Below are 21665 nucleotides of genomic sequence, written 5' to 3'. Positions count from 1 at the left end.
CCCCTTGGAAGTAACTCGAAAACCAGGCCATTCTAGCGTTGGGGCTGGCCGACCTTGAGCAGCACGGCGCCGTGGCTTGGCACCATGACGCTGTAGCCTTCAGCGAAAGTGCCAAGGTCTGCCCGCTTCCACAGATCACGGATGGCTTGGGGCCCGCTCAGCCCCAGATCCTCCCAGCGCGCCTCGATGCTACGCGGCGCAAGGCCACGGTTGAACAGCGCGACGGCGGTGGTGCCGTCGGCAAGAGGGCGACTCCAGATTTCAAGCCGGTCTTTTGCCCATACGCGGCTGCCTGCCTTCGCCAATATGTCGCGGTCCACATCCAGCACTTCGTCATTGGTCAGCAGCGCCAAGGTAAATGGATCGAGCTTCGACAGATCGGCACCGATAAACAGCGGGGCTGCCTGCATGGCCCAGAGGGTCATGTGGAGAACCTGCTCGTTGGGTGTCAGGTTGGTCGGATGCAGGTTCGGGCCCCATCCGACGGTCCCGAGGACCATCATATCCGTGTCATTCCAGCGGCCACGCGAGACATAGCGCTCACGGCCTGCCTGCCGGAAACCAACGCTGTCGAGGTTCGACCAGCTGTCGAGCAGATCGCCAGTCGTGCGCCACATATGGCCGCCGACCTCGCCGCCCCATTTCCAGACATCACCATAGCCGTACTGGCACAGGCTGAAGATGATATCGCGGTTCTGCGCCGCCAGGGCCTGCCCCATCAGTTCGTAGGGCTTCTTCAGGTTCGCCAGGCTGCGATCCGGCGTCACCTCGTCATAGGAGCACCAATCATACTTCAGGAAATCGACGCCCCATTCCGCGAATGTTTTGGCATCCTGCAATTCATGGCCGTAGCTGCCCTCATAGCCACCGCAGGTCTTGGGGCCAGGCGAGGAGTAGATACCAAACTTGAGCCCCTTGGCATGGACATAGTCCACCAGCGCCTTCATATCAGGGAACTTCTCGTTGGGCTTGATGCTGCCATCGGGATTGCGGCCGTTCGTCCAGGCATCGTCCAGCACGATATAATCGTAGCCGTGAGCGGCAAGACCGCTGGACACCAGCAGGTCAGCTGCCGCGCGAACCTTGGCGTCGTCGACGGCTGTCCCCCAGACGTTCCAGGAATTCCAGCCCATCGGCGGCGTCTGCGCGAGCGCATTCTCCCCGGCAAGGATCGTCAGCGTGCGCTCCGCCGTGCCATCGGGGCCGGTCGCCGTCAACACAACCTCGCTTTGTCCCGCGTCACGGACCGTGCCGCTGATAATGCCGGTTTCTGGATCGAGCACGAGCCCTTGCGGTAGGCCGCGCGCGCCGTAGCGCAGCGCCCCAGGGCCAGTCGCTCCGATCCGGTAGAGAAACGGCTTGCCTGGCGTCGCCCCGACAATGCGCGGACCGTGAAGCTGCGTGCGGGTTTGCTCAGGCTGAGCAACGGCAGGGCGGGGCGCCACGGGCGGAATATAGGCTGTTGGCGGCAAAGCGCCGGGAAGCATTTCGATCATCGCACCGCCCCAATCGGCGATGTCGCCATTGCTCGTATCCGCGCCGTCGTCGATACGCATTGTCAGCGTCTGCGCGCCGCGAAGGTCAACATCCAGCAACTTCGGAGCATCGCCTACGCGCAGCACGCCACTGTCTGCAACGAGCTTTTCATCCGCCCAAAGCTGAAACCGGACAGAGCCTTCGCGCTGCGGATCTTCAGCGAGATCATCGAGCCCTACCATTGAGCGGAAGCGCACGGCCTGTCCCCGCAGGTCGAGGATGAACTCAGCGATCGAGCGCGAGCCTATGCCGCGGGGATAGACGGTCCCACCAAGCGTTATCGGCTTGCCGGTCAGGGCCTTGCCGGCAACGGGCCGTCCGCGCCGCTGCTGGTAATGCGTCAGGTCGAGCGTATCAAGCCAGATGGCCCCCTCCGGCTTGGTCAGCGTCTTCTGGGCGAGGTCCGCCTGTTGCGGAGCCGCAAGCACAGGCGCGCCGGAACTGACCAGTGCCAACAAGGCGATCGCCGTTGTTTGTAGAAGCCGTTGCATTATTTCCTCCCCCGAGAAGTGTGGCCACCAACCAAAGCCGGCAACCAAAGAACCAGATGCGGGCCCTGCCGCTGGCTCAAGCGGAGCCGGAAAAGGCCGAACCTGCCTCAGCCTCTTATATCAGTAGAAAGTATACTATCAAGAATTGTACAATCTGCTTCCGCAAAATGGCTAAGGTGAGAGCCGCCCTTGCATCGACCAAATCACCTGAGATCGGGCTTGAGGTGGCGCGTTTTACCACTGTCGCGACCAAGTGATTGCGCGCCGTGAAACTTTGATGGTGGATGGCGAGCTGGCGTGCAGAACAGACAGAGCAGAAGGCACCTTTCCTGACAGGAGACGATATGGAAATCGGATTTATCGGATTGGGCGCGATGGGGCGCGCCATGGCGAAGAACCTTGCGGCAGCCGGTCATGTGGTGAAGGCATGGAACCGCTCGGGCGGTGGTGTCGATGGGGTGACAATGGTCGGCACACCCAGGGAAGCGTTTACGGGCGATGCGGTGCTGACAATGCTTTCAGACGATGCCGCCATCCGCCAAGTGGTTTTGGACAGCGATGTGCTGGCGCAGGCAAGGCAAGGCCTCATCCACATCGTCTCATCGACAATATCCGTCGCGTTCGCGCATGAACTTGTGAAGTTGCACGAGCAGCATGGCATCGGTTACGTCTCGGCGCCGGTGCTAGGGCGACCCGATGTAGCGGCCAAGGGCGAGCTCCATGTTCTCGCCGCCGGTGCACCGCCATCCGTTCAGAAGGTCCGCCCCTTGCTTGATGTTATCGGCGGCAAAATCTGGGACCTAGGCACAGAAGCTCCAATGGCCAATGCCGCCAAGATTGCATGCAATATGATGATCACCATGGCGATCGAAGCCATGGCCGAAGCAGTCGTTCTGACCGAAGCCAACGGGCTATCGCGTGATCGCTTCTTCGAACTGATCCTTGGCACGCTTTTTGGCAGCCGTTCGTACCAGGTTTATTCAGCCAACATTGCCAATGAAAACTACGAGCCGGGTTTCAAGGCGACCCTTGGCCTGAAGGACCTGCGCCTCGCAGCCGAAGCGGCCGCGCAGGTAGGCGCAAGCCTGCCTATGCTGGAAGCCGTGCACAGACGAATGAAAGAGACCGTCGAGGCAGGGTTCGGCGATCGGGATTGGTCGGCCATGGCCGATTTCACAATCCGCGCCTCCCATTCAAGATAGCGAAAAAGCTTGAAGGGAGCCGATTGACAGGCCCTCAAGCAACCATTGAGCGCGCTAAAGATTTTCGGAATCGGCAGGCGCGGGCGCTCCGCCCCGGTGACGGTTCAGCCAACGGCGGACCGTCACACGGACCACGGCCGTGGCAACCAAGGCCATGATGACGAATGCTGAAACCACGATTGCCCCAATGACGAAGGATGCAAGCGCAACCAGAAGGGCCAGGCCAACGACGGTCAGGAACAGCTTCGACAGCCTGCTCTGCGGCCGCCAGCTGTAGGTATGATCCCCGACACGGGTCATGGTGATTTGAAAGCCGTTATCCATAAACGCCAATGTAAGGTCGCTATCGCTGCCCGCAATAGGCTTGGCCATAAATCAGGACGACATGCCCAATAATCTAGACCATTCGTGCTGATTGCCGGCATTCAATGCGCCATATCGCCTCGGCCCAAGGTCTGGCATGGGTTCGATTTATCCCCAGCAACTGTGGATAACCATGTACACTTTGCCGGCACAACGGTTGTTTGCCATTGATTTTATTAATGTCCCTACCCAATGCCTAAAAATGTAGCAGCCCAGCCTGGCCTCGCTTCCTGAGGCGCCGCAGGCTTACGGACAGGAACGCTGCCGGACTTATGTAGTTGTCAGAAGAGCGCTAGATAAAGGGCTCTCCTCATGCAACATCTGCTCAGGTTCGTCAGCGGTGTCATGGGCCGTACCCCGATCATCGGGCTCCTTGCCATTTACGGCCTGTTCGGGCGCGCGGGATGACGATGCTCGGCAGTCTGTCCAGAGAGCGATTTCGCGCGGTACGCTCGCGGAGTGCCGCGCTTATCGCACCGCTGTCTGATGCTGATGCAACCGTGCAGTCCATGCCCGACGCCAGCCCTGCCAAATGGCACCTCGCTCACAGCAGTTGGTTCTTCGAAAGCTTTGCGTTGCATCCCCATGTGCCGGGCTATCACATCTTCGATGACCGCTTTGGCTTTCTTTTCAACAGCTATTATGAGGCTGCAGGCCCCCGCCAGCCGCGCGCCCGCCGCGGCCTGCTCACGCGTCCCGACTTGCCGACTATCCTTGCTTATCGCACCCACGTCGATGCAGCGGTTGAAGACGCCCTGCCGACTTTAAATCCCGAAGCGCTGGCGTTGATCGAACTCGGCCTTCACCATGAAGAACAGCACCAGGAGCTGCTGCTCACCGACATTCTCCACCTTTTCGCGCAAAATCCGCTTCATCCGGCCTACGCTCTTGATGCGCCACAGCCAGTGGCAGCCGCCGCGCCTGATGGCTGGATCAACCATCCGGGCGGCATTGTCGCTATCGGCCATAACGGCAGCCATGCGGGCAAGGGCTTCGCCTTTGACTGCGAGACGCCCCGGCACGACGTTCTTCTACAACCTTTTCGCCTTGCCGCGCGGTTGGTGACCAACGGCGACTGGCTCGCCTTCATCGCCGATGGCGGCTACCGCCAACCGTTACTCTGGCTATCCGACGGCTGGACCTGGGTTCAGAATGAGCGGATCGAAGCGCCACTTTACTGGCGGCGCGAAGAGGATGGGTGGTCGACCTTCACGCTCGCCGGCCCAAGGGCTCTCGACCCTGACGCCCCTGTCACCCATGTCAGCTATTACGAGGCCAGCGCCTATGCTGCCTGGGCCGGTGCCCGGTTGCCGCGCGAAGCCGAGTGGGAGGCAGTGGCCCAGGCGCATCCCAACCTGCCGCAGCTGTTCGATGCCTGCTGGCAATGGACTGGTAGCGCCTATCTTCCTTACCCGGGCTTTCGTCCCGCTCTTGGCGCGGTCGGTGAGTACAACGGCAAGTTCATGTCGGGCCAGTTCGTGCTGCGTGGCGGATCCTGCGCCACGCCCCCAGGCCATTCCCGCTCCAGCTACCGCAACTTCTTCTACCCGCATCAGCGCTGGCAGTTTACCGGCGTGCGACTGGCAAGGGACGATGCATGACGACAGGTGCCGAAACCGAATTTGCCCGCGCGGTCATCGCCGGCCTGTCGCAGCGCCCTCGGGTGATCCCGGCGCGCTTCCTCTATGACAAATACGGCTCCGAACTGTTCGAGGCGATCACGCGTCTGTCCGAATATTATCTGACGCGCGCCGAGGTGTGGTTATTGCGGGCGCACGGCCCCGATATCGCCCACCTTTCCGGGCATGGGCGCGTCCTCGTTGAATTCGGCTCAGGATCTTCGGCCAAGACGCCTTTGTTGCTCGATCATGTTAAAGCAACCGCCTACCTGCCGATCGACATCTCGGCCGATTACCTGCATGCTTCGGCTTCGGCGTTCGCGGCCACGCATCCCGGCCTCGACGTACTGCCGTTGGCTGCTGATTTCACCAAGCCCTTGTCCCTGCCAGCCATGGTTGCCGGCGAACCCAAGCTCGGGTTCTTTCCCGGCTCCACCATTGGCAACATGACTCATCGGGCTGCCGTGACGCTGCTCCGCGCCTTTCGTGATACGCTTGGCCCTGGCACCCGCCTCGTCATCGGCATCGACACGCGCAAGGACCCCCGGCTGATCCAAGCTGCCTACAATGACGCTGCTGGCCTGACGGCCGCCTTCAACCTCAATCTGCTCCGCCGGATCAACCGCGAACTGGAAGGGACGATACCCGTCCGTGCCTTCAGGCACCGCGCTTTCTGGAACGATACGCTCGGCCGCACCGAAATGCATCTGGTCACCGCCGAGGATGTCGCCTTCCACGCAGCCGGCCACAATTTCCATCTAGATGCCGGAGACTCTATCCACACCGAGAACAGCTATAAATACACCCTGGAAGAGGCGCGCCTCCTCGCCCGCGCCAGCGGCTGGGAGCCGCTCGTCGCCTGGACCGATCCCAACCGCCTGTTCGCGTTGCACCTCTGGGCTGCCGAGCCCGACCGGATCGAGCCCTGACAGAGAGCCCCCTCAGGCCACAGGGCGCCAACCTTACCGGGCTGTGGCAGCCCGGTTCCAGTTGGGGGTGTTGCTGCCCTGCAGGTGCCTGACGAAGAAATCAAACTGCCGCCGTTGCAGGTAGTGGATCGGGCCGGTGGAGCGGCCCACGGCGTGGCCTTCACCCGGAACCTCAATCAGATCAAAGTCCTTGCCGGCCTTGATCAAGGCATCGACCACCTGAAGCGACGAGGACGGGTCAACGTTGGTATCCTGCTCGCCGAAAATGATGAGCAGGTTGCCCTGCAGACGCCAGGCGTTTTCAACGCCAGAGGCGCGCGCATAGCTCTCATCAACTGGCCAGCCCATCCACTGCTCATTCCAGCTGATCTTATCCATGCGATTGTCGAAACAGCCCGCAAAGGCAACGCCGACCGTATAGAATTCAGGATGGAAGAGCAGCGCGCCAAGCGTGCTCTGCCCGCCGGCCGACCCGCCGTAGATGCCGACACCATGGCCGATGTCATACCACGAATACTTTGCCGCGGCTGCCTTGTGCCAGAGGATGCGATCAGGAAAGCCTGAATCGCCGAGGTTCTTCCAGGCGACATCCTGGAACGCCTTGGAGCGGTTGGCTGTCCCCATGCCGTCGATCTGCACGACGACGAAACCAAGGTCCGCCAGCGCCTGCATGCCGATCACCTTGTCGCCCCCCGAATGATAACCAAACGGCCAGAAGCTCTTCGGGACAAAGCTATCGTGCGGGCCGGCATAAATGTTCTCAATGACCGGGTAGTGCTTGGTGGAATCGAAATCGCGCGGACGAACGATCAGGCCCCATATGTCAGTCTTGCCGTCGCGGCCCTTGGCGACGAATACCTCCGGCGCCCGGAAGCCGGCAGCTGTCAGCCGGGAAATGTCGCCTTCCGCGATCCGGCGCACCAGCGAGCCGTCACGCGCCCGGCGAAGCTCGGCAACGTTCGGCATATCGACCCGCGAGTAGACGTCGACATAATATTCCATATCAGACGAGAAGCTGGCCTGATGGTTTGCCTTCTCCGGCGTCAACGGCGTCAGGTCCGAACCGTCAAAGTTGATCCGGTAATAGTGTATGAAATAGGGATCCTCGCCTGGGTTCATGCCGCTCGCGGCAAACCAGATCTGGCGCGCCTTGTCATCAACGCGCACCACATCCCTGACCACCCAATCACCCTTGGTGATCTGCTTCTTCACCCGACCGGTGCGGCCGTCATAAAGATAGAGATGCGCCCATCCATCACGCTCGGAAAGCCAGATCACCTCTTCGCCGCGATTGTTCACATCATGGCGGAAACCGCGGTCCTGATAGATGAAGGTATCAGCTTTTTCCTCGACGACGGCGCGTGCCGCGCCGCTTTTCGCATCCACCTCGATGACCCGCGCAAGCTGATGGCCACGCTGGGTGTATTCAAAGGCAACGGTCTTGCTGTCCGCCCGCCAATTGAGATGCCGCAGCTGATAGGGGTTGGGGAACAGCGCGTTCGAGACGTTGATCTGCCGTCCGGCAATGACGTCGAAAAGCACCGGCTGCTCAATGTCGATCGCATCGCCCGGCTTCGGATAGAGAACCTGCTGTACCGTTGGTTGCAGCTGGTCCTTGGGTGCAGCGCTCACGTAGGTCACATAGCGAGCAAAGCCCGGACGGACGCGATAAGCGGCGACCTTTGTTGAATCCGGCGACCATTTGATGGTCTGCGGATCATAGAAATTGCCCTCCGTACCATCCTGGCTCAGCACCTTGGTAGCGCCGCCGCCAACAGGACGGACAATGACATTGTAGCCTTCGACAAGGGCTTCCCACTTGCCATCGGGCGAGATTTTCGGGCTGTTATCGGCGGGAACGCGTAGATCGCGCACGACACCGAAACCGGACGGGCGGCCAACATGCTGCTGTGGCACGCACTTGGCTTCCTTGAAGCTGCAGCGCCAGGGCTCATAGTGCAGCTCGAAATCGATCGCCTGCCCCCCATCGGCATAGCGGAAGGTCTCAAAAGGCAGCTGCAACGCGGAGTAGTCCTCGCCCGTCGCCCGGTGCAACGCTGCGGCAATCGCAGCCTGATCGAAGGCAGGGCCCTGCGTGCCCGTATCGGCGTTCTCGCGGATAAAGGCGAAACCGCCTTCTACCGTTTTGCGGTAGACGAAGTCATGGCTACCTGGCACCCACTGCGCGGGAAAGACGATGTTGCGGGTCAGCAGCATCCAGTTATCGCGCAGTGATAGCGAACGCTCGTAATCGGCAGCAGAAGGAGCAGCTGAAGCCGTAGCGCTGAAGACAAGCAGCAGGCTTCCAAGCAGGACACGAACGAAGGTTGGCACCGGCAAGACCCCCTTTGAGACCGATCGAAAGATTATATCGTATACGAATCATCGCCTAATTAATAGAGTGTTTTCAAGCCGAGGGTTCATGGCGGGGTGGCCGCCAGCCGATTTGCGGATTGGCGCTCACCAGCGCTTGGGATTTGCAGCAATCAGGCATAAAAAAAGCGCCGATGAATGGGCGCTTTTTACTGCCTGGGCCTTGGGTCCCAATCCTGGACGCAAGGTGAAGGGCGATGGCCTCCTTAAAGAGAGCTGGCTGGTTCACGGCCCGCAGCCTCATGACTCCATACGGCGCGGACGCAATTTCGTCCGGCGGCCTTGGCCGCATAGAGGGCTTCATCAGCGCGGGACAGTACCACATCCAGGCTTTGGTCGCATGACAGGCAATCCGACAGTCCAATACTGGCCGTCACCGGAACGCGTGCGTCCTCGTAGTTCACTTCCAGGCGCATCACTGTCCGGCGCATACGCTCGGCAATCTGCAGCGCTTCACTTGGGTCGGTGTTAAGCAAAAGTACCGCAAACTCCTCGCCTCCCCAACGACACATGAAGTCAGACCCGCGCAGCATCCTGTCCAGAGCGCGGGCCAGATGATAGAGCACCGCATCGCCAGCGGCATGGCCATAGGTGTCATTGATCCGTTTGAAGTGGTCGATATCGATCAGCGCGATGCATATGTGTTCATCGTATCGCCTGGCACGGATCAGGGATCTTTCGGCCTGCTCGGCGAAGTGGCGCCTGTTCCAAAGCTTGGTCAGAGCATCTGTCGTTGCCAACTCGAACAGCTGACGCTCGGTCTCCTTGCGCTCCGTAATATCCGTCACGATTGCCAGAAACCCAAGAAGGCTGCCCTGTTCATCGTCCAGCCGGGTCAGTGACAGCTCGACCGGCAGGCGGCTTCCATCCTTGCAGATGTAAGACCATTCCTGAACCAACGGCATGCCTTTCAGGACTTGCCCCTGGAACATTTCATAAACGCTGACATCTCGCCCCAACTCCTGGCTCATGACCGCCCTGCGCTCTTCGATCTCGGCCGGATCATGCAGGATAAGAGCCGTCTTTTTGCCAATCACCTCCTCGGCCTTGTAGCCGAGAAGCCGCTCAGCCGCAGCATTGAAGCTGCGGAATACAAGGTTCCGGTCCACCGAAAGGATGATTTGACGAGCACTGTCAAGAATCGCCCTCTGCAAAGCGAGAGCCTCACTCAGGCGCCGCTGGTAGATCCTGCTCTCGGTTATGTCGCGCAGGAACCAGATCCGGCCGCGCCCAAGGTTGCATTCATCAATAAGGCCGCGGCTAAAGATCTGGTAAATCTTCCCATTCTTAAGCTCGACCTCGTAGCCGACAATATTCTCATGCAAATTGCGATAGGCCTCTTCGATCATAGTCAGAAAAGTGCCCGGATCGACAAGCTGGGCCAGTATCCGCGGCAGCAACGCCTCGCGCCCTTGGCGTACGATCTCCTCCGTCACGCCCCATAACTCGCTTAACCGGGCGTTCCAATTGAGAAGGGTTCCGTGGACATCGGCAATCATTATGCCATCGGGGCTCAGATCCTGTTGCGCTTGCAGAAGAAGATTCTGATACCGCAGGGTTTCGTGCGCGCGCCGCTCCTCGGTCACATCAACCATCGTGCCGAGCATACGCACGACGGCCCCGCTCCCGCCCTGGTCCCTGACCGGGTTGAGAGTAATGCGGAGCCACCGCTCGCCGACCGGAAGCGTCAGCAGCACCTCGAAGATCACAGGCTCACCGGTTTGGCTACACAAGCGATAATGGTGCTTAAAGATTTTGGCCTGTTCCGGCCTTATCATCTCTTCAGGCAGCTGCCCCCTGACGCTTTCCGCCGGGAGGCCCGTTGCCGATTGCAGCGCCTTGTTAGCGTAGATGACAACGAAATGATCCTCGCCCGCCGTCCCTACGATAAAGGTCGGGGCTCCAATACTGTCCATGAGCCGCTCAAGATCGGCTCCTCGGAGCTGCGAAAGCATGATCGGACCTCAGCGATGGCCCATCGTCTCCTCAAACAGACAACGCCTGAAAGCCTGGGTTTATTGCATTCCTACCGGGCAGATCACCATTTCTACGTATAATGACCGAACCTTAACGAACCCGATCAATAGCCCAGGCGGCAGAGTGAGCCAGCCCGGCGATGTTGACGCCTCAAGCTGGCGCCCATGCAGACTAGGGCAAGCTGCTGAACCGCTTAGCCAAGGAAGACCATCACTATTGACTCGCTTCGATCGTCGCCTAGAGTGTTTCGTATACGTTATCCGTTTGCTGCGGTTGGGCGTGCGCCGGAAACCGTGACGAACAACGCCCATAGGCCGGGTTGCTCGGCTTGCGTGGTCAAAAGGAGCCAGGGATGAAGGGCTATTCCTTTGCAATTGCCGTCGCAGGTTCACTGCTATTTTCAGCAAGCGGTTACGCGATCGCAGCCGAACAGGTAACGGCTGCTGAGTCATCAGCAAGCGCAGATGCTCGCCTCAAAGCGCTCTACGATGCCGAATGGCAATGGCGCACGCAGGAGTTCGGCAAGGATCAGGATGGCGAAGGCGGCGGACCGCACATGCCCCATGTCGACCCAGCCAGCCAGCAACGCCGCTACGCCTACTGGTCGAACGCGCTCCGGCAGCTCGATGCAATTCCGGTCAACGAGCTTTCCCCTGAGGAGCGGATAAACGCCGAGGTTTTCCAAGCAGCGCTTGAAGGCTTCATTACCGAGCAGCGCTTCCGCGAATACGAAAATCCCTTTGGCTTCTGGACGTGGATCGCGCCACGCCATGGCTTCGGATCAAGCGCGGAATACCGCGATTATATCAGCCGCCTTGGTGAAATGCCGCGCTACATCGACGAACAGATTGCCAACATGCGCGCAGGGCTGAAGCGTGGATTCACAGACCCTCGCATATCAATCGTTGGGCGCGACAAGGCTATCGAGCCTCTTGCCTTTGCCGATGCAGAGAAGAATCCTCTCTACACCCCCTTCGCCAAGATGCCATCGAGCGTCCCGGCAGCCGAGCGCGATGCGCTGGTCGCGGAAGGCAAGGCCGCAGTCGCGGCGGCAGCCAAGGCCTTCGCAAAGCTGCATGTTTTTGTGCGCGACGACTATATTCCGCATGCCCGGGAGAGCACGGCAGCCGAAGTCCTGCCGAACGGCAAGGAGTATTATGCCGCAAAGCTGCGGCAATATACGACCACGGACATGACGCCCGAGGAGATTCATGCTCTGGGCCTAAAGGAAGTGGCCCGAATCGATGCCGACATGAAGGCGACGATGAAAGAAGCGGGTTGGACCGGTGACTTCCAGGGCTTTCTCAAGTATTTGAAGTCTGATCCCCGCTTCTACGCCAAGACGCCTTATGAATTGATCGCGAAATCGGCATATGTCGCGAATAAGATCAACGGACAGCTGAAATTCCTGTTTGGGTTGCTGCCGCGCTACCGCTTCACCATCGTGCAGACGCCGGCAAACATCGCGCCATTTGCCACCGGCGGCAACGGTGGTCTCGATAGCTGCCTGATGAACACCTACAATCTGCCGGCCCGCCCACTTTACACCATTCCACCACTGACCGCGCATGAATGCGCGCCCGGTCACAGCTTCCAGGCCGCGCTCGCGCTCGAAGGGCCAGATCGCCCGGAGATCCGCAAGACCACCTACTTCTCCGGCTATGGCGAAGGCTGGGCGCTCTACATGGAATGGCTCGGCACCCAAATGGGCATCTATGAAACGCCTTATGATGAATTTGGCCGCGAAACCTATGAGATGTGGCGTGCCGCGCGGCTGGTGATCGATACCGGGCTTCACCATATGGGCTGGACCCGCGAGCAGGCGATTGAGTACCTGGCCAGCCATACCGCGCTATCGGATCATGAGGTCAGAATCGAGGTTGATCGCTACCTTAATTCCCCAGGCCAGGCCTGCGCCTACAAGCTTGGCGAGCTGCTGATCCGCCGCAAGCGGGCTGAAGCCGAAAAGGCGCTCGGCGCGCAATTCGACCAGCGGTGGTTCCACGATACAATATTGGACCTGGGTTCGGTGCCGCTATCGACCCTTGAACGGGTGCTGGATGAGTGGATTGCAGGAGGCGGGAAAAATCCACACCTGAGTTCAACAGCGTCCGCAGAGCATCCATAGGTTGTCCACCCACGATCATCCTGTGGCCCTTGTCGGGCAGCAGGAGCCAGATCGCCGGTAGGGAAGAAGCAGAAAGAACACGGCAACGAACAAATGGGCAGGGCCGCGACAAGGCGTGGCCTGCCCATTTTCCCGCCATGATGCGAAGTTCGCGCTGGCAGGCTCAGGCTTTCATCAGCAACTCTTCGATAAGCCCGTCAACAGCCTCTCAATGGGCTGGGTTTTCAGGTCACGATCGCCCGGCTTCACGCGCCACGGCAGCATAAGATGCACGCACGTCAACAAGCTGTCATCTGAGTCGGCTAACTGCGCCTTGTTACGTACGCGCAAGGGCCGATCATGACGTGGGTTCGCCAGATTGACCGGTGGTTCATCGACAGGGTGCATGTCCACCATCTGTCTCACCGGAAATTCGCTCTTCACCTGCTCAGGAACGAAGAAGATGCCGAAGAAGTCGTTCAGGAAGTCTATGCCCGCCTGATGGCGCTGGATGACTGGCAACGCATCGTCGATCCGCATGCCTTTGCCATGCAGATGATCCGCAACATCGCGATCGAGCGCTTCCGCCGTGCGGACGTGGTGCGAATCGATCGGGCAGTTGTATTGCACGAGATGGATGCAATGGATGATCGCCCTTGGCCAGATCAGGTTACTTTCGATCGGGCGGAGTTGCGACGGGTCGCCCGTGCGATGACAGCACTGCCGCAGCGGTGCCGGGAAGCGCTCTATCTGCGGCGCATCGATGGCCTGCCGCCAAGTCGAGTGGCGGAAAAAATGGGCATCGCCGTCTCCACTGTTGAAAAACACCTCGTCAAGGGATTGCGATTATTGCAAGAGGCGCTGAAATCCACAGACAAGGGTGAAGTCACGAGGTCGATGGACGCATGGAGTCGGAGAAGGCAGGGGGAGAACTGATCGCGGAGGCTGCCGAATGGCTGGTCGCGCTCGATGCCGGCCGTGCGGATCCACAATTGTTCGAAGCCTGGCGCGCTGCCGATCCTCGCCATGCCGCTGCCTTTGCCCAGATGCTTGCAATTTGGGAGCGCACGGGCGCTCTGCGTTTGTCACCCGAACGGCCAGACATGGCCCTGCCCGCAGTCAGGATACAGGAAGACATGGAAGAGAAACCTGCATTCAGCCGCCGGCGACTGCTGGCCGGCGCGGGCGCAGGCGTTGTTTTGGCAGCAACAGGCAGCGTGGCGTGGCTGCACGGCGCAGGGCGTGAGCGCATCCAGACGGCGGTAGGCGAGCGGCGAGCAATCCGGCTACCTGACGGCAGTGCGGCGGAACTCAATACTGATAGCGTACTCTCCTGGGATTTCGGCAAGCGCCGATCGATGTGGCTGGAGCGTGGCGAGGCCGCGATTTCCGTTGCCACGAACCACGCCCAGCCCTTTGTCCTGCATGGCGCCGACGTGATCGCCCGACTGACGGAAGGCCGGTATAATCTTCGCCTGTATGACAATGGCCCGGAGCTGATCGCCCTTTCGGGCGGCGGCGTAATTCATCGGCCAGACAACACCCGGATTGCGCTTGCGCCCATGCATGCCGTCTCAAATCGTGGCGGCCGCATGCAGACGCTCGCGGTCTCCCCCAGCACCGCTGACGTCATCTCAGCCTGGCGTCGGGGCGAAATCATCTTCAAGGGCATGCGCCTTGACGCGGCGGTGAGTGAGTTCAACCGCTACCTCGACAAGAAACTGGTGATCGGCGACCCAAGAATCGGCGCGATCCGGCTGGAGGGGCGCTTCTTTGTCGACGACCCCACCAGTTTTCTGCGCTCGCTGCAGCATGGCTTCGACATCCGGGCAGACGTTGGCCCGCAAACCATTACCCTGCGCTCTGCCTAACCACATGCGACGCATCATCTAGACCTGTCTGATTTTTTCTTCCGCTGCGATGGCGGAATTACGAGGCCGTCTCGTCTACGCCCGGAACCTGTTCGAGGGGTACGATGAGAACGCCTTGCCTTGTTGCGTTGTCTGTCAGCATGGCGGTGCTTGCACCGGCCATCCTGCCATCGACAGCCACGGCGCAGACGGCAAGTGACAGCGTTCAATTTGATATCCCCAGCCAACCGCTCGCTGACGCGCTCAACCAATATGCGCGTCAGGCGGACCGGCAGATCCTCCTGCCCTATGAGGCTGCCGCCGCCCTGCGGAGCCCGAAGGTCCGGGGCCGGATGACGCGGCAGGAGGCGCTGGAGCGGCTGCTGGCAGGCAGCTCCCTCGAAATCGCCGACATGACGCCGCAGGCCATCACCATCCGCCGTCCCCGCATTGAAACGGCCAACGCAGACCGGGCGTCTCCCGGCGAAAGTCCATCACCAGAAAAGGGGCGCCAGATCCGCAAGCCCAATCGGCTGAGCGGACAGCGCCGCTGCCTAGCGTACAGCGAAAGGGAAAAGATGAAATCCACCACCAAAGTGCTGCTCTGCTCCAGCATGCTTGCCGGAGGGCTGACACAGGCGCCCGGCGTGCTCGCGCAGGATGTCGCAAACGAAGCCGGAGTATCGAGCCTAGACGAGATTATCGTCACCGGCCGCGCCGGAACGGGCGTCCGCACCAAGGCCGAGACCAGCTATTCGGTAACCAATATCGATGAGGCGACTTTGCGCCTCCAGGCGCCGACCAGCGTCACCGAAGCCCTGAAGTCGGTTCCCGGTTTCTGGGTAGAGGCCTCGGGCGGCGAGGCCAGCGGCAACGTGCGCGCTCGCGGCGTGCCGGTGGATGGCTTCGGCTCAGTCCAGTTACTCGAAGACGGTATTCCCATCCAGCACGACCCGGCGCTCGGCTACCTGAACGGCGACCAGGTCTTCCGCCTCGATGAAACCATCGATCGGATCGAGGTAGTGCGCGGCGGCCCGTCGTCGGTGTTCTATGCCAACGCGCCGGCCGGCGCGATCAACTTCATTCCGCGCAAGGTGGGCGATGAGGCAGAGGGCCTGGTCAAGGCGACCGTTGGCGATCATGACCACTACCGCCTTGATTTCTGGACCGGCGCGCCCATCGGCGAATGGAAGCTGGCGATCGGCGGCTTTTACCGCAGCTATGATGGTGCTCGCGACGTAGGCTTCACCGGAAACAAGGGCGGCCAGATCCGGGCATCCCTGTCACGCGAGTTTGAACGCGGCTCGATCGAGCTGGACATCAAGCGCGTGGACGATACGGTTGCCTTTTACACCGGCATTCCCATGCGGACCGATGCGGATGGCAAGATCCGCGCGGTGCCCGGCTTCGATGGGCATCACGGCAGCGTTGCCGGCCCTGAGACCTCGCTCATCAACATGATCATGGGCGACGGCAGCATTTACGAGTTCGATAACACCCGCGGCACCGAGATCAAGCGCACGCAAGTCACCGGCCGCTTTACCTTCGAGCCGGCGGACGGCTGGAAGATCGTCAACACGTCGCGCTTCAACGACACGACGACCCAGCGCAACGGTGTCTACCCCAACACCTTGCTGAGCGCGACCAGCTTCCTCGAGCAGCAGGCCGGGCTGCTGGGCTCGGTGCCGGGCGCGACTGGGCTGCAGCTGCGCTACGTCAATGAGCCGGGCGGTATCTACAACACCGCCAACCAGAACGGCAATGGGCTGGTCATGGTTGGCGGCCTGCGTGGCATCACCATGCCGGTGAAGGAATTCATCAGCGACACCCAGGTCTCGCACCGCATCGAGCTGGGATCTTCCACCCACGACATCACGTTCGGCTATTACTTCGCCCACATCCAGGAAGACTTCAGCCGCTACTCCTCGTCCGTGCTGCTCGACGTGCAGACCAATGCGCGGCTGCTTGATCTCGTCGCGGTGGATGCAGCGGGCAATGTTGTCTCGTCGCTAACGGACAATGGCATCTGGCGCTACGGCTATGAGTGGGAAAACGCCTCGGGCGAGCAAACCACCCACGCCTTCTATCTGGCTGACGAATGGCAGGTCACCGATGCCCTGCGGATCGATGGCGGTCTGCGCTGGGAGAAGATGACGGCCAGGGGTCGGGTCGAGACCAAGCAGACCGTGAACCTGGGCTCGCTTCCCACCTCGCAGATCCAGACCGGCACCGGCGTGTTCGGCCACTATGACGACAGCTTCGATAAGCTCGGCTGGACGGTCGGCGTGAACTACCAATTCGATGACCGGATGGGCATGTTCGCCCGCTATACCGCCGCCAGCCGCATGCCGAGCCTTGGCAATTACATCACCAACGCGGCGGCCAAGCCCGACACGCAGACGATGGATCTGGGCGAAGTGGGCTTCAAGTTCAGCAGCCCGTTGGTCGATGTCTATGCGACCGGCTTCTGGACGAAATACAACAACGTGGGCTTCAGCAACTACCGCTTCGACCTTGAAACCGGCGCCTCGGTGTCCGAAGCGCGCTACGCCGACACCCAGACCTTCGGCCTCGAACTCGAGACCGTCATCCGCCCGACCACCTGGTTTGACCTGGCCGGCACCGTCACTTTCCAGGAACCGAAGTACAAGGGGCTGACCTATACGGACGCTTCGGGCAAGCTGAACGACTACGACGGCAATCAGCTCATCCGTGTGCCGAAGTTCAGCCTGCGCGTGGTGCCGGGCGTCAACCTGTTCAACGGCGCCCTGCGCCTGCAGGCGGCTATCGAGCATCAGGGCAAGCGCTATGTGGATACCGCCAATTCCGTACGGCTGCCGTCCTATGAGGCGGTCAACTTGAGCGGGCGCTGGCAGATCAACGAGCAGCTGTCGTTCTACGGCTATATCGACAACCTCACCAACTCCCTGGGCCTGACCGAGGGCAATCCGCGCGCAGGCGAACTGCAGAATGCGGACGCGGGCGCGAACACCTTCATCGCCCGTCCGCTGATCGGCCGCACTTATCGCGCGGCGCTGATGTACCGGTTCTAAGGCAACGGAGTCATGACTATGCGGCGGCTCAGCGCTCTTCTTGTATCCTTGTCCCTGGCGCTGGTCGCCGCTCCTGTCGCCGCCGTCTCGCCCGCATCAAGCGCGGGCGGGACAGCGACTTCGGGCGAGTTTGTCCTCACCGGTACGCTCACCCATGCCGACCACGAACAGTACCGCGAGGTGCCCTTCGACGTGCCGGAAGGGGCGACGCGCATCAGCGTAAACTTCTCCTACGACGGCAAGGCGCAGAAGTCGGTCATCGACTTGGGACTCCTCGACCCGCAGCGGTTCCGGGGCTGGGGCGGTGGCAGCCATCCTGGCTTCACCGTCGCTGTCGAGGATGCCTCTCCCGGCTTCCTGGCCGGCCCCCTGCCAGCCGGGCGTTGGCATCTGCTCCTGGGCACACCCAACATTCGCCCCAATGCCACCGCTCGCTACGAGGCACGGATCATAATTGAACGAGCGCCTCAGCCGACCGAGTTTGCCAAGGCTCCCCTCAAGGTCGCTGCCGGCTGGTACCGGGGTGATCTTCACACCCATACCGGCAACAGCGACGGCCGCTGCGCGAGCCAGAGCGGCGCGCGCGTCCCCTGCCCTGTTGATCGCACGGTTGCCGCGGCAGCGAAGCGCGGTCTCGATTTTATTGCCATCACCGACCACAACACCACCGCCCATTATGCGGCGATGCGGGCCTTGCAGCCCGCCTACGATAAGCTGCTCCTGGTGCCGGGACGGGAGATCACGACCTTCTGGGGTCACGCCAATGTGTTCGGTGTGACCGGGTTTTTGGACTTCCGGACCCTTGCTGGCAATGCCGCAGCCGCCAGATGGATCGATGCGGCGCGAGCCGCGGGCGGCGTCATCTCGATCAACCACCCAGGCGCGCCCTCGGGTGAGATCTGCATGGGATGCGGCTGGCGGATCGAGGGCCTGGCCCCAGGCGCGGCGCAGGCCGTTGAGGTGGTCAACGGTGGGACGATGTCTGAGACGGGGTCCGCAGAATCGCCGCTTCAGGGCTTCGCCTTCTGGCACGAGCGGCTGAATGCGGGCGAGCATCTGACCGCGATCGGCGGTAGTGACAATCACGATGCGGGCCGGCCGCTCGACCAGCCAAGTTCCATCGGGTCGCCGACGACCGTGATTTATATGGCCGAGCTGTCGGTCAAGGGTATGCTCGATGGCCTGCGCTCGGGCCGAGTGTTCATCGACATCGAGGGCACGCGCAACCGCCTGCTCGATATGACCGCGCGGGCCGGCGGCCGTGAGGTCGCAATGGGTGGGACGCTGCGACTTAACAAAGGCGATACGGCCGAGGTCACGGTGACGGTCAAAGGCATAAGCGAAGGGCGCCTGGCTGTGATCGCCGACGGCCGGGAAGAGACAAGCCTCGGTCTCCCGATCGTCAGGACAGGCAACCCCGAGAAACGGCTCCCCTTCCGTTGGACGGGTGACGGCCGGCGCCACTGGCTGAGGGTCGACGTGCGTGGAAAGGATGGCCGCCTGCTGCTCGTCGGCAACCCGATCTACGTCGAGCCCGCCGAATAGACGGCGCGACTCCCTTTCCCCTTCCGAGGCTGTTACGGCATGGCAGTCTCCGCATCATCGCCTTCCACCAGATGCCCCATCCCGGCCAGACGAACGCCTTGCCGCTCTCACGGTGGCGAGGCGCCCTCAAAGGCCGAGAACCTCCACATAGTTGTACAGGCAAACTATTATACTATTTTCTTGGCCCCTGGTGCTGCGTGATGGCATAGTTCGCGCGTATTACATGTCGGACCAATAATCATTGGAAAGGGCATGCACCTTCAGGCCGACAGCGAGAATGAACTGACGCGACGTTATCGGCGCTGGCGTCCGGCGTTGATGTCGTTCTTTCTGAAACGCGTTCACGATCATGCCGAGGCTGAGGACCTGACTCAGGACGTTTTCGCGCGCGTATTTGGCGGCGCCCAAGGCGATCCCGATTTGCATGCAGGCTATGTCTTCCAGATCGCATCCAATCTGCTGCGTGATCGTGCGCGGCGCTCAAGGGTGCGGACCGACAGTCGCGAGGCGGTTGGCAGCCTCTATGGCCAGGGGATCGACTGGCTCGATCCCGAGAAAATTACAGCCGCGCGCGATGCGCTCGCCGTGCTGGCCGCCGGGCTGGCCGAGTTGCCGGAGCGGACGCGCGCCATCTTCGTCCTGTATCGTGTCGAGAATATCGAGAAGCGCCTCATCGCGGAAAGCTTCGGCATATCGCGCAGCGCGGTCGAGAAACATGTGGCGCGCGCCATGGTCCATCTGATGACCTGCGCCAGGAAAGACAGCGAATGAACGAGCCGATTCACACCATATCGGACAAAAGAGATGAGCGCGCCGCCTTCTGGTGCATGCGACTGGCCGATGCGCGCCTCGATGCCGACGAGCAGGCTGCGTTCGACCGTTGGATTGCCGCCGACTCCCATAATGCGCGGGCTTTTGAAGAGGCCGTGGCGATATGGGAGGGGATCGACGCCATCACCGATACCCCTGAAATGATCCGGCATCGCGCTGAGGCAGTGGAATCGCTGCGGAAGCTCAATGCAAGGCGCTGGGCGCGCAGCGCGTTCCTGCGCTGCCCCACCGGCATCGCCGCCTGCCTCGCCCTGTTGGTGGCCCTGACAATCCTTCTCCTGCATGATGGCACGACCCATTACAGGACGGATATTGGCGAACGGCGCGTCGTAATGCTCGATGATGGTTCGCGACTGACGCTCGATGCCGCGACCGCAGTCGATGTCCGGCTGGATGATGACCGCCGAAACCTCGAACTCCTTGCCGGACGCGCCAAGTTCGATGTGGTCCATGATCCGCTGCGCCCCTTCACCGTGCGCGCACGCAACCGCGTGACGGTCGCGACGGGAACGTCATTCAGCGTCGAATTACTGCCGGAGCAGGTGCGCGTCGTACTTTATGAAGGCCAGGTTGAGGTCATCGATCACCCGGAGAACGACGAGGTGCTGGCGCCCATGCGATCGCCGGATCCACAGCCGTCGATTCCCGAATACACCGAGCCCGCCCTCGTGTTGAGTCCGGGAAAGGAGTTGATCGCCTCCACCGCCGGCAGCGCAGCGCATGTCATCGAAGCAGACCTGACGCACTCGCTGTCCTGGGAATCCGGCCTTCTCAGCTTTGAAGGCGAGCCACTTGCACTCGCCGCCGAACGAATGAACCGCTATGCAAAGAACCGCATCGTCGTCCGCGATCAGCGCATCGCGTCCTATAAGATTAGCGGCGTTTTCGAGGCGGGCGATGTTGATGCCTTCATCGAGGGGGTGACCGCGCTCTATCCGATCAATGCAACACGCGAACCCGGCAAACTGGTGCTGGCCAGCAGCCACTAAAAATCGCCCCCCCATCAGAAAAAATATATTCAGGTTCAGGCTCGTCCCGCAGAAAGTTGCGAGCGGGCCTTGACGTTACGGAAACCTGGCGTTCGCGCATGAGGCCACCTCATGCGGCAAAAATATAGGCGGCCCGCCGTGGTGTGCCGTCGCGGCAATCGCGCGTAATACCCTGTAACTGCGCGCAGATAAGATCTGCGGCACCGTCAGAGGATGATTCATGAAAAGGCTTGCAAGACTCGTCGTTCTGTCATCGGCCCTTTTGGGCGCGCACACCGCCCATGCAACGCTGCCGGACAGCAAACTGGCAGGCACCGTCACCGTCAAGAAAGGCAAGCAGCTCTCCTGCCGGATCAAAGTGGAAGTCGCCAACAACAAGGCAACGGTTGATCTCAGCCCAGGCAACCTGTTGTGCAACATGGTATCGTTCAGGGGCGGCCCATACGATATCGAGGTAAGCGACAGCACCGTCAGGCTCAGGAACGTCGACGTGTCCACGGCCATTTCCGGCGGCTGCGCCGGCGATATCGAGGCGCAGTGGGATGGCACGACCCTGAAGATTGACACCACCCTTCCGCCCAAGACCAGCGGCTCGCCATGCATCGTCAAAGGAACCGCCGAACTTAGCGACGCTCCTCGGGATTCCTGAAATGCAGGATCGGGAGCCCCCCATCGGGTAGAATATATTCTGGTTGATGGGCATATCCCAAAGAGCACGCCCTAGCAGATAACGCTACGGAATCCTGGAATTCGCGCAAAAGGTAACCGCCTTTATAGAATAATATATAGAGCGGCCGGTG

At 60.9% G+C, this 21665-nt stretch carries 15 protein-coding genes; 11 read left to right on the top strand and 4 right to left on the bottom strand.

Annotated elements, in window-relative coordinates; all coding sequences use genetic code 11:
• Window positions 1–32: 32 nt before the first annotated feature.
• Window positions 33–2027 (bottom strand): NPCBM/NEW2 domain-containing protein, encoded by a 1995-nt coding sequence (locus tag L0C21_RS15025; RefSeq protein ID WP_259279248.1) that lies wholly within the window; start codon window positions 2025–2027, stop codon window positions 33–35.
• A gap of 344 nt (window positions 2028–2371) precedes the next feature.
• Between L0C21_RS15025 and L0C21_RS15020 the strand changes: the two genes are divergently transcribed.
• Window positions 2372–3229, top strand: coding sequence for an NAD(P)-dependent oxidoreductase (locus tag L0C21_RS15020; protein WP_259279247.1), 858 nt, complete (start codon window positions 2372–2374; stop codon window positions 3227–3229).
• Between the two features lie 54 nt (window positions 3230–3283).
• Here L0C21_RS15020 and L0C21_RS15015 read toward each other — a convergent pair whose 3' ends face one another.
• Window positions 3284–3601, bottom strand: a complete 318-nt coding sequence (locus L0C21_RS15015) for a hypothetical protein (RefSeq protein ID WP_259279246.1) — start codon at window positions 3599–3601, stop codon at window positions 3284–3286.
• Between the two features lie 395 nt (window positions 3602–3996).
• On the opposite strand from L0C21_RS15015, the gene egtB reads away from it, so the two are divergent.
• Together egtB and egtD are read left to right on the top strand one after the other, a co-directional pair.
• A complete protein-coding gene (gene egtB, locus L0C21_RS15010; protein ID WP_374940269.1) occupies window positions 3997–5193 on the top strand; it encodes an ergothioneine biosynthesis protein EgtB in 1197 nt (398 codons plus the stop codon).
• The gene (gene egtD, locus L0C21_RS15005) at window positions 5190–6140 is read left to right on the top strand and encodes an L-histidine N(alpha)-methyltransferase (protein WP_259279245.1); all 951 of its coding nucleotides are present in this window, start codon (window positions 5190–5192) and stop codon (window positions 6138–6140) included. Before egtB ends, egtD begins: the two co-directional genes overlap by 4 nt.
• 33 nt (window positions 6141–6173) lie before the next feature.
• On the opposite strand, the gene L0C21_RS15000 is transcribed toward egtD, so the two are convergent.
• Both L0C21_RS15000 and L0C21_RS14995 read right to left on the bottom strand, forming a co-directional pair.
• Window positions 6174–8474, bottom strand: coding sequence for a DPP IV N-terminal domain-containing protein (locus L0C21_RS15000; protein WP_259279244.1), 2301 nt, complete (start codon window positions 8472–8474; stop codon window positions 6174–6176).
• Between the two features lie 245 nt (window positions 8475–8719).
• Window positions 8720–10468 (bottom strand): sensor domain-containing diguanylate cyclase, encoded by a 1749-nt coding sequence (locus tag L0C21_RS14995; RefSeq protein WP_259279243.1) that lies wholly within the window; start codon window positions 10466–10468, stop codon window positions 8720–8722.
• 374 nt (window positions 10469–10842) lie between these two features.
• Here L0C21_RS14995 and L0C21_RS14990 point away from each other — a divergent pair, with 374 nt between their 5' ends.
• From L0C21_RS14990 to L0C21_RS14955, 8 genes are all read left to right on the top strand, one after another.
• Window positions 10843–12618: a DUF885 domain-containing protein gene (locus tag L0C21_RS14990; RefSeq protein ID WP_259279242.1), complete on the top strand. Its 1776-nt coding sequence runs from the start codon at window positions 10843–10845 to the stop codon at window positions 12616–12618.
• Between the two features lie 339 nt (window positions 12619–12957).
• A complete protein-coding gene (locus tag L0C21_RS14985; RefSeq protein WP_259279241.1) occupies window positions 12958–13533 on the top strand; it encodes an RNA polymerase sigma factor in 576 nt (191 codons plus the stop codon).
• Window positions 13503–14468: a FecR family protein gene (locus L0C21_RS14980; RefSeq protein ID WP_259279240.1), complete on the top strand. Its 966-nt coding sequence runs from the start codon at window positions 13503–13505 to the stop codon at window positions 14466–14468. Before L0C21_RS14985 ends, L0C21_RS14980 begins: the two co-directional genes overlap by 31 nt.
• A 140-nt stretch (window positions 14469–14608) precedes the next feature.
• A complete protein-coding gene (locus tag L0C21_RS14975) occupies window positions 14609–17500 on the top strand; it encodes a TonB-dependent receptor (protein WP_259279239.1) in 2892 nt (963 codons plus the stop codon).
• Between the two features lie 18 nt (window positions 17501–17518).
• Window positions 17519–19045 (top strand): CehA/McbA family metallohydrolase, encoded by a 1527-nt coding sequence (locus L0C21_RS14970; protein ID WP_259279238.1) that lies wholly within the window; start codon window positions 17519–17521, stop codon window positions 19043–19045.
• A gap of 252 nt (window positions 19046–19297) precedes the next feature.
• Complete coding sequence (locus tag L0C21_RS14965) at window positions 19298–19816, top strand: RNA polymerase sigma factor (protein WP_259279237.1); 519 nt, start codon at window positions 19298–19300, stop codon at window positions 19814–19816.
• A complete protein-coding gene (locus tag L0C21_RS14960) occupies window positions 19813–20865 on the top strand; it encodes a FecR family protein (protein ID WP_259279236.1) in 1053 nt (350 codons plus the stop codon). The genes L0C21_RS14965 and L0C21_RS14960 overlap by 4 nt, the downstream gene beginning before the upstream one ends.
• A 220-nt stretch (window positions 20866–21085) precedes the next feature.
• Window positions 21086–21514: a PraA/PraB family alkane oxidation protein activator gene (locus L0C21_RS14955; RefSeq protein ID WP_259279235.1), complete on the top strand. Its 429-nt coding sequence runs from the start codon at window positions 21086–21088 to the stop codon at window positions 21512–21514.
• Window positions 21515–21665 lie beyond the last annotated feature (151 nt).

Origin of the sequence: Pedomonas mirosovicensis (genome assembly GCF_022569295.1) — a bacterium.
Lineage (GTDB): Bacteria > Pseudomonadota > Alphaproteobacteria > Sphingomonadales > Sphingomonadaceae > Pedomonas > Pedomonas mirosovicensis.
The sequence above is the reverse complement of the archived record's forward strand: the minus strand, read 5'-3'. Positions and strand labels throughout refer to the sequence as shown.

Coding starts and splice junctions, on each gene's coding strand:
- L0C21_RS15015 (WP_259279246.1), bottom strand. CDS start 3,601: ATGGCCAAGCCTATTGCGGGCAGCGATAGCGACCTTACATTGGCGTTT.
- egtD (WP_259279245.1), top strand. CDS start 5,190: ATGACGACAGGTGCCGAAACCGAATTTGCCCGCGCGGTCATCGCCGGC.
- L0C21_RS14975 (WP_259279239.1), top strand. CDS start 14,609: ATGGCGGTGCTTGCACCGGCCATCCTGCCATCGACAGCCACGGCGCAG.
- L0C21_RS14995 (WP_259279243.1), bottom strand. CDS start 10,468: ATGCTTTCGCAGCTCCGAGGAGCCGATCTTGAGCGGCTCATGGACAGT.
- L0C21_RS14960 (WP_259279236.1), top strand. CDS start 19,813: ATGAACGAGCCGATTCACACCATATCGGACAAAAGAGATGAGCGCGCC.
- L0C21_RS14970 (WP_259279238.1), top strand. CDS start 17,519: ATGCGGCGGCTCAGCGCTCTTCTTGTATCCTTGTCCCTGGCGCTGGTC.
- L0C21_RS14965 (WP_259279237.1), top strand. CDS start 19,298: ATGCACCTTCAGGCCGACAGCGAGAATGAACTGACGCGACGTTATCGG.
- L0C21_RS14980 (WP_259279240.1), top strand. CDS start 13,503: ATGGAGTCGGAGAAGGCAGGGGGAGAACTGATCGCGGAGGCTGCCGAA.
- L0C21_RS14990 (WP_259279242.1), top strand. CDS start 10,843: ATGAAGGGCTATTCCTTTGCAATTGCCGTCGCAGGTTCACTGCTATTT.
- egtB (WP_374940269.1), top strand. CDS start 3,997: ATGACGATGCTCGGCAGTCTGTCCAGAGAGCGATTTCGCGCGGTACGC.
- L0C21_RS14985 (WP_259279241.1), top strand. CDS start 12,958: ATGACGTGGGTTCGCCAGATTGACCGGTGGTTCATCGACAGGGTGCAT.
- L0C21_RS15020 (WP_259279247.1), top strand. CDS start 2,372: ATGGAAATCGGATTTATCGGATTGGGCGCGATGGGGCGCGCCATGGCG.
- L0C21_RS14955 (WP_259279235.1), top strand. CDS start 21,086: ATGAAAAGGCTTGCAAGACTCGTCGTTCTGTCATCGGCCCTTTTGGGC.
- L0C21_RS15025 (WP_259279248.1), bottom strand. CDS start 2,027: ATGCAACGGCTTCTACAAACAACGGCGATCGCCTTGTTGGCACTGGTC.